Genomic DNA, 12,181 nt, shown 5'->3' with positions numbered 1-12,181 from the left:
TCCACAGAACGGCGGGCCCGCGTCCAGGAATTGGACGCGGGCCCGCCGTCTTCAGGCGGTGACGAGCAGCCCGCACAGGGCCGCGCCGTCAGCGGGTCGCCGCGCGCTGGAGGGCGCTGGCGAGGAGTGCCAGGTCCGTCGGGCCGTTGCCGAGTTCGCGGACCGGGCGGCGGGCGGGCGGGGCTCCGAGCTGGAGCGGGTCTATCGCGACGACCGTCGGGCGCAGGGTCGCGGTGCGCGGGATGCGTCCGCTGATCCGGGCGGTCTGGAAGGCGCAGACGCCGCCGTCCGGCAGCCGCAGGTAGCCGCGGCCCGGGGTGTCCTCGGGGAGGGCGGCGGCGTCGCCCAGGTGGATCAGCAGGTCGGAGTCGGCCGGGTCCTCGGTGCGCAGGGCGATCCGGAGCAGGGCGGCCTCGTCCACCTCGGTGCCGGCGCTCTCCTCGGGCCGGCCGGTGGTGACCGCGAGGTGGATGCCGAGCGGGCCGCCGCGGCGGGCGACGGCGGCGAGCGCGCGGGCCAGCGGGCGGCCGGCCGGGGAGGTGGGGGAGAGCAGTGCGTCGTAGTCGTCGACCACGACGACCAGCCGGGCGGGGACGGGGGCTCCGGGGGCGGCGGCGGGCCGGGGGCCGTCGGCGCTGCGCGGTCCGATGATCCGGGGTCCGGCGGCCGCGGCGGCCCCGACGACGGCGGGCACCGGCACCTGCGGGGCGTCCGGGCCGTGCTGGGCGTCGAGGCCGTGCTGGCCGTCCAGGATCCGGGTGGCGTGCCAGGAGGCGAAGTCGAGGCCGTCGAACAGCCGCTCCCGCAGCGCGAGTTCGTCCTCGAGCGCCTCTGCGGCGAGCAGCGCCTGGCGCGGGTCGGAGGCGGCGTTGACCCGGCCGGTGACGTGCGGGAGCTCGGTGCAGCCGTCCAGCCCGCCCTCGGTGGCGCGGCCCTCGACGATCGTGACGGCCAGCCGCTCGGGCCGCTCGGAGACGGCGAGCGAGGCGACCAGCGTGCGCAGCAGCTCCGTCTTGCCGGAGCCGCGGGCGCCGCCGATCAGCAGGTGCGGGCCGCCCGGGTCGGGGGAGGGGAGGGCCAGTTCGGGATCGGCGAGGTCCAGCGTGCAGAGCTCGTCACGGGTGGTGCCGAGCAGCGCGGTCGCGGCGCCGATGCCGCCGGCGTGGGCGTCCCAGCGGGCGGAGAGCTTGGCGGGGGTGACGGTGTCGAGCTGCAGCAGGTCGAGCAGCCGCAGCGCGTCCGGCAGGGGGCCGCGGGCGGCCGGGGCGGCCTCGCGCAGCGGGGCGAGCAGCCGGGCCAGCCGCTCGGCCCAGGTGTCGGAGACGGCGTCCAGTGAGACCTCGTGCAGGGTCTCGCGGCCGCGGGCGACCGGGCGGTCGAGCGAGAGGTGGGTGCCGACCTCGCCGGTGATCAGGGCGGTGGCGCCGATGCCGCGGGGCAGCAGCTCGGGCTGCTCGGCGAGGCAGACCGGGAAGATGCCGACCGCCGGGCCCTGGCGCAGCAGCAGGTCGAGCGCCTGCCGGGCGCTCTCGGTGGGCGGGCGGCCGTCGACCACGACGACGGTGGCGGGGTGGCCGCCGAGGCCGACCGGGCCGCTGAGCCGGGCGGTCAGCTCGGTGAGCCGGGCGGTGGCCTGTTCGTCGTCGAGGCCGAGCAGCAGGCGGCAGTCCTGGCCCTCGACGGGGCGCAGGTGGGGCAGCCAGAGGGCCCAGGCCCAGGTGTCGACGCGGTCCTGCGGGGTGCGGGCGTGGTCGGCGTCGACGACGACGAGGCTCAGGCCGCTCGGCGGGTGCAGGGCGGCGAGCTGGGCGACGACGGCGCGGGTGAGCGCGTCCAGGCGCTCGCGCGGGCCGCTGAGGCCGAGGCTGCCGGCGGTCTGCAGGTCGAGGGTGACGGGGACGGCGGGCAGCGTCGTGCCGGGGGTGGTGCCGGGGCCGCCGGGGCGGTCGGCGGTGCCCAGGCGCAGGGTGAGCGCGTCGGGGTGGCCGGGGCCGCGCTCCCAGAGCCGGGGGCCGGGGCCGACCGCGTTGAGCAGGAGGGTGGCGAGGTCGGGCCAGCGTTCGCGCTGGGCGGCGGCCTGGCGGATCCGGACGGCGGTGTGGTGGCGCTCGGCGCTCTCCTGGCCGGGCGGTTCGGCCGTGCGGCCGAGCCGCAGCGAGAGCAGTCCGCGGCCGCGGCCCGCGGCGGGCTCGGGGACGGCGGGCGGCTCGGCGACGGGCGGTGCGGGCCGGACCGGGCCGGGGGCGGCGAGCTGGAGGTGGCCGTGGCCGTCCGGGACGGCGGCGCGGGCGGCCCCGCCGGGTTCGGGGGCGGCGAGCTGGAGGGTGGACTCGCCGATCCGCAGCAGGGCGCCGGGGTCGAGCGGGACGGCCTCCTCCAGCGGGCCGGGCGGCACGATCCGGCCGTCCAGGGTGGTGCCGTTGGTGGAGCCGAGGTCGCGGACGGTGACCCGGCCGTCCTCGGCGAGGTGCAGGGACAGGTGCAGCCGGGAGACGTCCGGGTCGTCGAGCGGGACGTCGGCCTCGCCGGAGCGGCCGACCCGGATCTCCCGGCCGTGCAGGCGGTGCACGCCGCCGGCGTCGGGACCGCCCACCACGCGCAGTTCGGCGGCGGCCGCGGCGTCGTCGGGGTCGTCGGCGGTCGGGTCCGGCTCGTTGAGGCTGAGGACCGCACCGTCGAGCAGCGGGGGATGGCCGAGGAGGGTGTGCTCGTCCACCCGGTGCGCCCCGGCGTAGAGGTGCACGTGGGTGGCGGCCCGGGGCCCGCGCACGCCCACGGCGCCGGCGAGCGCGCCCGCGAGGGCGCCGAGCGCGGTGCCCACGGGTGCGGTGACCAGTACGTCCACGTAGGGGATGGCGGTGCCGGCGGCGGTCGGGCCGCTGCGCGGTCGGAGGACGGTCAGCCGGATCTGCATCTCGCCCGCGGTTCCCTTCTGCTGATGTGAAGCCTGGTACCGCTGCCTCGCGGCTCGGGCGGCCGCTGGGCCACAAGAGTGGCGAGTGTCCATCCTGCCATCCGTCACCGACGGTCCGCGCACGGTACCGGATTTGACGATCTTGCGATGATCGCCATGTTGGAGGTGGCGCAGGGTCAGGTCAACCGGTGCTCCGGCGGTGCCCGTGACCCTTCCCTAGGGGATGTCCCCCAACCCGTCCCCGAGACCGCTCGGACGGCCTGCCGGTCGCCTCCGAAACCCGAACGGACACCGTTAGAGTGGCCGCACACAGGGGCCCGGCAGGCTCACCGCACCGGCGGAGGAGCGCCCCGCGCGGGCGGCACGGCGAGGAGTGCGACAGGTGCGGCCAGTCGGCAGCAAGTATGTGCTTGAGGAGACCCTCGGGCGGGGGGCCACCGGCACCGTCTGGCGCGGGCGGGTGCGCGCGGACGCCGACGTGCCGGGCGGCGAGCCCGGCCAGGCCGTGGCGATCAAGGTGCTGCGCGAGGAACTGGCCGCCGACCCCGACGTCGTGATGCGCTTCCTGCGCGAGCGCTCCCTGCTGCTGCGGCTCACCCACCCGAACATCGTCCGGGTGCGCGACCTGGTCGTCGAGGGCGAGCTGCTGGCCCTCGTGATGGACCTCGTCGAGGGCCCCGACCTGGCCCGCTACCTGCGCTCCAACGGCCCGTTCAGCCCGATCGCCGGCGCCCTGCTGATGGCCCAGGTCGCGGACGCGCTCGCGGCCAGCCACGCCGACGGCATCGTCCACCGCGACCTCAAGCCGGCGAACGTCCTGCTCGCCTCCGTCCTGGTGGACGGCACCGAGCAGATGCACCCGATGCTGACCGACTTCGGCATCGCCCGCCTCGCCGACTCCCCGGGCATCACCCGCACCCACGAGTTCGTCGGCACGCCCGCCTACGTCGCCCCGGAGTCCGCCGAGGGCCGCGCCCAGACCTCCGCCGTCGACGTCTACGGCGCCGGGATCATGCTGTACGAGCTGGTCACCGGCCGCCAGCCGTTCCAGGGCGACGGCGCGCTCGCGGTCCTCCAGGCGCACCTGGCCCAGGAGCCGCAGCGGCCCAGCACGATGCCCGAGCCGCTGTGGACGGTGATCGAGCGCTGCCTGCGCAAGGAGCCGGCGCAGCGGCCGTCCGCGACCTCGCTGGCGCGGGCGCTGCGCGTGGTGGCGGCGGGCGTCGGCGTGCACGCCTCCCCGGCGGCCGTGGACGCGGCGATCGCGGTCGGCGCGCTGCTGATGCCGGACCCGCAGCCGACCGAGGTGCCGGGCACGGCCACGGGCGCGCCGTTCTCGCCCCCGAGCGAGGACCGCACCCAGGTGCTGCCCGCAGGCGGACCGGGCGCGCCGCAGTTCGACCCGGCCGCGGCGACCCGGGTGATGGGCACCCAGCCGCCGCCCGCGCCGCCGTACGGCAGCGCGGACCGCACGCAGGTGATGCCGCCCACCGCGGTGCCGCCGCCCCCGCCGGGCCCGCCGCAGGAGGAGGCGCCGCACCCGTGGCAGACGCAGCTGCGCGCCGCGCGGGACCGCAACCAGCAGACGCAGGTCGGCTACTTCGGGCCGGAGGACTTCGACGAGCCGCAGGTCGCCCCGCAGCCCTACCAGGCGGGCCAGGGCGGCCAGGGCGGATACCCGGGCCAGGGCGGGTACCCCGGGGCCTACCAGCCCCAGGAGCCCGGTGGCCCCCGCCCCGACCAGCGCCGCCAGGGCCCGACGCCGCCCGGGTACGCCCAGCGGCCGCCGGTGGCCCCGCCGCCCTACCAGGCGAACCAGGGGGGCCAGCCGGGCCAGGGCGGCCGTCCGCAGCCGCCCGGCGGCTACCGGCAGGCCCCCGAGGGCTACGGCCGCTCGCAGGCCGGCTACCCGCCGCCGCCCCCGCCCACCCCGGTGCGCCGGGCGGAGCCGCCCGCGCCGCAGCGCCGGGAGGCCCCGCAGCGCCGAGAGGAGCCGCCGGCGCCGTCGCGCCGCGAGCCCGCCCCGCCGCGCGAGCGGCGCCCGCGCAGCCGCAACCGGATGTACATCCCGGGGCTCGGCTGCCTCAAGGGCTGCCTGATGGTCCTGGTGGTGCTGGCGATCGCCGCCGTGGCGCTGTGGAACTTCACGCCGCTGCCGCACTACTGGGACAACGTCCAGAGCTGGTACCACACGGCCTACGACTGGGTGACCAACCTCGTCGACAGCGCCAAGAACTGACGCTCCGCCGGGGTCGGCCGTCCTCCGGCGGGCGCCCGGACAGCGGGATTGACGCTTTGTCGACAATTTCGAAGATTTCTCGCCCGCGAGTGCCGCCCCGGGGCCCTCAGGCGGCCCGCGAGGGGGGTCGGGGCGCGTAGGTTGGTCGGTGTTGTCCCGCCCCACCGAGCGCACCGGACCCCCGGACGCGCTCCCGCGCCGCCCACGGAGCAGCATTGGCACGCAAGATCGGCAGCCGGTACACCGTCCACCAGGTGATCGGCCGGGGTTCGGCCGGGACGGTCTGGCTCGGTGAGGGGCCGGACGGCCCGGTGGCGGTCAAGCTGCTGCGCGAGGACCTGGCCGCCGACCAGGTGCTGGTCGGCCGCTTCGTCCAGGAGCGCGCCGCGCTGACCAGCCTCGACCACCCCCGGGTGGTCGGCGTGCGCGACATGGTCGTGGACGGCAGCGACCTCGCCCTGGTCATGGAGCTCGTCCAGGGCACCGACCTGCGCTCCCGGCTCGAACGCGACGGCGCCCTGCCCCCGCAGACCGCCGCCTCGGTCATCGCCGACGTCGCCGACGGCCTGGCCGCCGCGCACGCGGCCGGCATCGTCCACCGCGACGTCAAGCCGGAGAACGTCCTGCTCGACCTCGCCGCCGCTCCCGGCCCCGGCGGCGCCCCGCGCGCCAAGCTCACCGACTTCGGCGTGGCGCGCCTGGTGGACGCCCCGCGCCGCACCCGGGCCACCCGGATCATCGGCACCCCCGACTACCTCGCCCCCGAGATCATCGAGGGCCTGGAGCCGCGCGCCGCCGTCGACATCTACGCCCTCGCGACCGTGCTCTACGAGCTGCTGGCCGGCTTCACCCCCTTCGGCGGCGGCCACACCGGCGCCGTGCTGCGCCGCCACGTCACCGAGCAGGTGCCGCCGATCCCCGGCCTGCCGGACGGGCTGTGGCGGATCGTCTCCGAGTGCCTGGCCAAGGCCCCCGCCTCCCGGCTGCGCGCCGCCGAGCTCGCCGCCCGGCTGCGCGAGCAGCTGCCCGCGCTGGCCGGACTGCCGGTGCTCGCCGTCCCGTCGCAGGGCCGCGCCCCGGCGGAGGAGGCGATCACCCCCGGCGAGGCCGTCTACGCCGAGGTGGACGCCGCCCCCGGCGCCCACAAGCGCCGCCGCGGCCCGGCCGTCCCGCTGGTGCCCGGCGTCGTCCCGGACTCCACCCGGGACACCCACACCAGCCTGCGCCGCCCGTCCGCGGAGGAGCTGGCCGCCTACGCCGCCGAGTCGCGCGCCCAGCGCACGGCCCCCGGCGCCGGCCACCGCCGCGACCGCCAGGCCCTGCTGCGCCGCCGCCGGCTGCTCGCCGTCGTGCTGGCCACCGTCCTGCTGCTGGCGGGCGCCGCCGCGGCCTGGACGGCCTTCGCCGCCACCACCCCGGACCGCGGCCACCCGGCCCGCCCGGCCGTCCACAGCACCGCCCCGCGGGCCCCCTAGGACCCCTGCGGCACCCGTCCCGGGCGGCCGGAGGACCCCGGTGTCGTCATGACCACCCCCGGAACCATTACGCTGGGGGCGTGGCAGCCGTCGATCCTTCCGAAGAGCTCAAGAACCTCGAATCGACCATGGGGTCGATCGAGGCCGTCCTCGACCTGGACAAGATCCGGGCCGACATCGCGGTCCTGGAGGAGGAGGCAGCCGCCCCCACCCTGTGGGACGACGTCGCGAACGCGCAGAAGGTGACCAGCCGGCTCTCCTTCCTCCAGGGCGAACTGCGCCGGGTCGAGGGCCTGCGCAGCCGCATCGACGACCTGGGCGTGCTGTTCGAGCTGGCCGAGGCCGAGGACGACGCGGACACCCGCGCCGAGGCCGAGACCGAGCTCAAGTCGCTCCAGAAGGCCGTCGAGGAGCTGGAGGTCCGCACCCTCCTGTCCGGCGAGTACGACGCCCGCGAGGCGCTGATCAACATCCGCGCCGAGGCCGGTGGCGTCGACGCCGCCGACTTCGCCGAGCAGCTCATGCGCATGTACCTGCGCTGGGCCGAGCGGCACGGGTACCCGACCGAGGTGTACGACACCTCGTACGCCGAAGAGGCCGGCATCAAGTCCGCGACCTTCACCGTCAAGGCGCCCTACGCCTACGGCACGCTCTCGGTGGAGCAGGGCACCCACCGCCTGGTCCGCATCTCGCCGTTCGACAACCAGGGCCGCCGGCAGACCTCCTTCGCCGGCGTCGAGGTGCTCCCGGTCGTCGAGCAGTCCGACCACGTCGACATCGACGAGGGTGACCTGCGCGTGGACGTCTACCGCGCCTCCGGCCCCGGCGGCCAGGGCGTCAACACCACCGACTCGGCGGTGCGCATCACGCACCTCCCGACCGGCATCGTGGTCTCCTGCCAGAACGAGCGCTCGCAGATCCAGAACAAGGCGTCCGCGATGAACGTCCTCCAGGCCAAGCTGCTCGAGCGGCGCCGCCAGGAGGAGAAGGCCGCGATGGACGCCCTCAAGGACAGCGGCAGCTCCTGGGGCAACCAGATGCGCTCCTACGTCCTGCACCCGTACCAGATGGTCAAGGACGTCCGGACCGCCTTCGAGGCCGGCAACCCGCAGGCCGTCCTGGACGGCGACATCGACGGCTTCATCGAGGCCGGCATCCGCTGGAGGAAGCAGCGGGAGACCTCGAACGAGGCGTGAGGATCCCGGCCTCGATGAAGATCGAGCACAGCATCGAGGCCAGCATCCGCCGGCGCGGGCAGCGCGAGACCAGCGCCCGGTGATCGGGCGAACACGGAGAAGGGCCCCCGACCGGGATCGGTCGGGGGCCCTTTCGTTCGGTCCGTGTCGTCGTGCCTCAGGCCAGCGCCTGCCGGGCGATCAGCGCCACCGCGAGCAGTCCCGCCAGCAGGGCCAGCAGCATCGCGGGGGAGAGCGCGGCGAACGGACCCTGCTGCTCCTGCAGCCGGGCCCGGTTGGCGCGGCACACCGGGCAACGGCCCTCGCTCACGCGTCCGTTGCAGTTGGCGCACACCAGATGGTCGCAGGTCATGCGATCTCCTCCTCGCTGCTAGAACCAACGCACCGGACGGGGCTTTGGTTCCTTCGCGTGCCCTGTGCGGGGGAGCGGCCGGGCACGGTCGCTCCCTCCACTCTGCCAGGTTCTGACCGTTCCGGCTCCCGGGCTGTGAGATGCCTCGCAATTTTCGGGGCATAAGGGGACGTTCTCCCCCAACCTCCGGTAGCCGTCCGCTCCGGGCCCTGCGGGCCGACGGCGGATTCGCGTATGGTCCCAAGCCGGGAGCGGCCCTTTCCGTTCCCGTCGCCCGCCCCCGGACCGGGCCCACAGGGGCGGACCGACCGAGGACTGGCGCCGCCTAGGATGGCCTCCGTGATGCAGCCGTGATCAGATTCGACAACGTCTCCAAGACCTATCCCAAGCAGAACCGTCCCGCCCTGGACAACGTCTCGCTGGAGATCGAGAAGGGTGAGTTCGTCTTCCTGGTCGGCTCGTCCGGCTCGGGCAAGTCCACCTTCCTGCGCCTGTGCCTGCGCGAGGAGCGCCCCTCCACGGGTGAGGTGCACGTGCTCGGCAAGGACCTGGGCAAGCTGTCCAACTGGAAGGTGCCGCACATGCGCCGCCAGCTTGGCACCGTCTTCCAGGACTTCCGCCTGTTGCCCAACAAGACCGTCGCGCAGAACGTCGCCTTCGCCCTCGAGGTGATCGGCAAGCCCAAGAGCGCCATCAACAAGGTGGTGCCCGAGGTGCTGGAGCTGGTCGGCCTCGGCGGCAAGGAGGACCGTATGCCGGGCGAGCTCTCCGGTGGTGAGCAGCAGCGCGTCGCGATCGCCCGCGCGTTCGTGAACCGGCCGATGCTGCTGATCGCGGACGAGCCCACCGGCAACCTCGACCCGCAGAACTCGGTCGGCATCATGAAGCTGCTCGACCGCATCAACCGCACCGGCACCACGGTGCTGATGGCGACCCACGACCAGGCCATCGTCGACCAGATGCGCAAGCGCGTCATCGAGCTCGACAAGGGCCTGCTGGTCCGCGACCAGGCCCGCGGCGTCTACGGATACCAGCACTGACCCACCCCCGCTGAACCGTAGGGCCGCCGGCCCGAGCCGTCCGACCAGCAGTACCGACCCTGGAGTTGTTACACGCATGCGCGCCCAGTTCGTCCTGTCGGAGATCGGTGTGGGTCTCCGCCGCAACCTGACCATGACCATCGCGGTCGTCGTCAGCGTCGCGCTCTCCCTCGCCCTCGCCGGTTCCTCGCTCCTGGTCCGCGACCAGGTGAACTCCATGAAGGGGTACTGGTACGACAAGGTCGAGGTGAGCATCTACTTCTGCACCAAGTCCGACGCCCGGAACTCGCCGCAGTGCGGGCAGGGCGCGGCCACCGACCAGCAGGTGCAGGACGTCAAGGCCCAGCTGGACAAGATGGACTCGGTGGTCCAGTCGTCGACCTTCGAGAGCTCGGCCGAGGCGTACAAGCACTGGAAGGAGATGAACCCGGACAACCCGCTCATCTCCGTCCTGGGCCCGGACGCGATGCCGCAGTCCTGGCGGGTGAAGCTCAACGACCCGACGAAGTACGACGTCATCCAGAGCGCCTTCGCCGGCAAGCCCGGCGTCAAGTCGGTCGAGGACCAGCGGAAGATCCTGGAGAACCTCTTCGGCCTGCTGAACGGTCTGCAGACGGCGGCCTTCGTCATCATGGTGCTGATGCTGTTCGTCGCCCTGCTGCTGATCGTCAACACCGTCCGGGTGTCGGCGTACAGCAGGCGGCGTGAGACCGGCATCATGCGCCTGGTCGGCGCCTCCAACTTCTACGTCCAGATGCCGTTCATCGCGGAGGCCGCGTTCTCCGCGCTGCTCGGGGCCGTGATGGCCTCCGGACTGCTGCTCGGCGGGCACTTCTTCGTCCAGAACTGGCTGGCCGACCGGGTGCAGTTCATCCACTTCATCGGGCTGAGCTCGGTGCTGGCGGTGATCCCGCTGCTGGTCGTCGTGGGTATGGCGATGGCCGGTGTCGCGGCGTTCTTCACGCTGCGCAAGTACCTCAAGGTCTGATCCCCCGGCCCCGGGCGGCCCCGGACGGCACTGCGCCGTCCGGGGCCGCCGTCGTTCCGCGCTCGGCCGTTCCGGCCCGCGGCGCCGCGCGCGGTGTCTACACTCCGATGCCATGCTGGAAACTCCACGCAGGGCACGTCAGGTGGCCACCCTCAGCCTGGTGTTCGGAGCCGTGCTGCTGGCCGGGGCCGCCACCGGCGCCTGGGGGGACCCGAGCGCACCGCCGCGCCGTCCGTCCGCGGACACCGTCCGGCCCGCCTCCGTCGCCCCCGGCGTCACCGCGGACCCGGCCGGCAGCTCGCTCTCCGAGCAGCAGGCCGAGCACCTGCTCGGCGCCAGCGGCGACCGCTGGGGGGCGTACTACAGCGCCCAGGAGTACGCGGAGTTCAGCCAGGGCCTGGACGGCCGCTACCTCGGGGTGGGCCTGTCGGTGGGCCGCGGCGAGGACGGCGTCACCGAGGTGTCCCAGGTCGCCCCGGGCGGGCCGGCCGCCGCGGCCGGGATCGCCCCCGGCGACCGGCTGCTGAGGATCGACGCCGACCAGGCCGACCGCCTGCCGGTCACCGAGGTCGTGGCCCGGCTGCGCGGGCGCGACGGCGAGCGCAGGGCCGGCTCCGAGGTCACCCTCGACGTCCGCCGCGGCGACGGCGAGGTGCGCGAACTGCGGCTTCGCCGGGCGCTTCTGGACAGCCAGCAGGTCACCGCGGAACACCTGGACAAGGGCGCGCTGCGGATCGTCGTGCGGGCCTTCACCACCGGCGTGGCCGAGCAGCTGCGCGCCGCGCTGCGCGCCCCGCACACCGGCGTGGTGCTCGATCTGCGCGGCAACTCCGGCGGGTTGGTCGACGAGGCCGTCGCCACCGCCGGGGCCTTCCTGGACGGCGGCGCGGTCGGCTCGTACCAGGAGCGCGGAGACACCAGGGAGTTGACCGCCCCGGCCGGCGGCGACCAGCGCACCCCGCTCGTGGTGCTGGTGGACGGCGGCACGATGAGCGCCGCCGAACTGCTCGCCGGCGCGCTCCAGGACCGCAGCCGCGCCGTCGTGGTGGGCTCGCGGACCTTCGGCAAGGGCACCGTCCAGCAGCCGAGCCGGCTCGCCGACGGCGCCGTGCTGGAGATGACCGTCGGGCGTTACCACACCCCGGCCGGCCGCTCCCTCGACGGCACGGGCCTCACCCCCGACGTCCCCGCGTCCGGCTCCGAGGACGCCGACGCCCTGGCCCTGCGCGTCCTCGCCGGGCTGGGCACCCGCGCTTAGGGGCGACCTAAAGGGGCTGCCCCGGCCGGTCCGAAGTGCGAGAATGACCGGGCTGTGACTCCTCCCCCACGGCCGGAGCCGGGGGCTTCCCTTCGGCCCGGCGGCCGAGGCGCGGACAAGCCCTGCCCGCTGCCCGAGGGCAGGCGGTCGCCGTATCAGGGCTGCGTCGCCCCACGACGCCGAATCGAGAAATGGTCTGATGGCGAAGGAAACCGGACACAAGCTGATCGCGCAGAACAAGAAGGCGCGACACGAGTACTCGATCCTCGACACCTACGAGTGCGGCCTCGTGCTCACCGGGACCGAGGTGAAGTCACTGCGCGAGGGGAGGGCCAACCTGGTCGACGGCTACGCCTACATCCAGAACCACGAGGCCTGGATCGACAACGTCTTCATCCCCGAGTACACCCAGGGGACGTGGACCAACCACGCCGCGCGGCGCAAGCGCAAGCTGCTGCTGCACAAGCTGGAGATCCGCAAGATCGAGACCAAGGTCCGTGACGCGGGCCACACCCTCATCCCGCTGTCGCTGTACTTCAAGGACGGCCGGGTGAAGCTCGAACTCGCGCTCGCGGTCGGCAAGAAGCTGTACGACAAGCGCCAGACGCTGCGCGAGAAGCAGGACACCCGCGAGACGGCACGCGCCGTGGCGGCCGCCCGGCGGCGTCAGAGTTAATCCGCTGGACCCTCGCCCGTCGCCTCGCGTACTATGGCGACAG

The 12,181-nt window shown here is 74.6% G+C and carries 9 protein-coding genes; 7 read left to right on the top strand and 2 right to left on the bottom strand.

What is annotated here, in order from left to right; all coding sequences use genetic code 11:
- Nucleotides 1-88: 88 nt before the first annotated feature.
- Complete coding sequence (locus PUR71_RS24255; RefSeq protein WP_329929196.1) at nucleotides 89-2,914, bottom strand: FtsK/SpoIIIE domain-containing protein; 2,826 nt, start codon at nucleotides 2,912-2,914, stop codon at nucleotides 89-91.
- Nucleotides 2,915-3,296: 382 nt separating this feature from the next.
- On the opposite strand from PUR71_RS24255, the gene PUR71_RS24250 reads away from it, so the two are divergent.
- The 3 genes from PUR71_RS24250 to prfB all read left to right on the top strand — a co-directional run bounded on the left by PUR71_RS24250 (nucleotide 3,297) and on the right by prfB (nucleotide 7,824).
- Nucleotides 3,297-5,153, top strand: a complete 1,857-nt coding sequence (locus PUR71_RS24250) for a serine/threonine-protein kinase (RefSeq protein WP_329929195.1) — start codon at nucleotides 3,297-3,299, stop codon at nucleotides 5,151-5,153.
- A gap of 215 nt (nucleotides 5,154-5,368) precedes the next feature.
- A complete protein-coding gene (locus PUR71_RS24245; protein ID WP_329929194.1) occupies nucleotides 5,369-6,628 on the top strand; it encodes a serine/threonine-protein kinase in 1,260 nt (419 codons plus the stop codon).
- An 80-nt stretch (nucleotides 6,629-6,708) separates the two neighbouring features.
- Entirely contained in the window at nucleotides 6,709-7,824 is a 1,116-nt protein-coding gene (gene prfB, locus PUR71_RS24240; RefSeq protein WP_329929193.1) for a peptide chain release factor 2, read from the top strand.
- Nucleotides 7,825-7,981: 157 nt separating this feature from the next.
- Here the strand turns inward: prfB and PUR71_RS24235 are convergent, their stop codons facing one another.
- Nucleotides 7,982-8,176, bottom strand: coding sequence for a hypothetical protein (locus PUR71_RS24235; RefSeq protein ID WP_329929192.1), 195 nt, complete (start codon nucleotides 8,174-8,176; stop codon nucleotides 7,982-7,984).
- A 350-nt stretch (nucleotides 8,177-8,526) separates the two neighbouring features.
- Here PUR71_RS24235 and ftsE point away from each other — a divergent pair, with 350 nt between their 5' ends.
- The 4 genes from ftsE (at nucleotide 8,527) to smpB (ending at nucleotide 12,138) form a co-directional block, all read left to right on the top strand.
- Nucleotides 8,527-9,216, top strand: a complete 690-nt coding sequence (gene ftsE / locus PUR71_RS24230) for a cell division ATP-binding protein FtsE (protein WP_063349173.1) — start codon at nucleotides 8,527-8,529, stop codon at nucleotides 9,214-9,216.
- Nucleotides 9,217-9,292: 76 nt separating this feature from the next.
- Complete coding sequence (gene ftsX, locus PUR71_RS24225) at nucleotides 9,293-10,204, top strand: permease-like cell division protein FtsX (protein ID WP_329929190.1); 912 nt, start codon at nucleotides 9,293-9,295, stop codon at nucleotides 10,202-10,204.
- 112 nt (nucleotides 10,205-10,316) lie between these two features.
- Nucleotides 10,317-11,462, top strand: coding sequence for a S41 family peptidase (locus tag PUR71_RS24220; protein ID WP_329929188.1), 1,146 nt, complete (start codon nucleotides 10,317-10,319; stop codon nucleotides 11,460-11,462).
- 199 nt (nucleotides 11,463-11,661) lie between these two features.
- Entirely contained in the window at nucleotides 11,662-12,138 is a 477-nt protein-coding gene (smpB, locus tag PUR71_RS24215) for an SsrA-binding protein SmpB (protein ID WP_329929187.1), read from the top strand.
- Nucleotides 12,139-12,181 lie beyond the last annotated feature (43 nt).

The organism is Streptomyces sp. SP17BM10 (genome assembly GCF_036322405.1).
GTDB lineage: Bacteria > Actinomycetota > Actinomycetes > Streptomycetales > Streptomycetaceae > Kitasatospora.
This window is presented reverse-complemented; position numbering and strand designations above follow the sequence as displayed.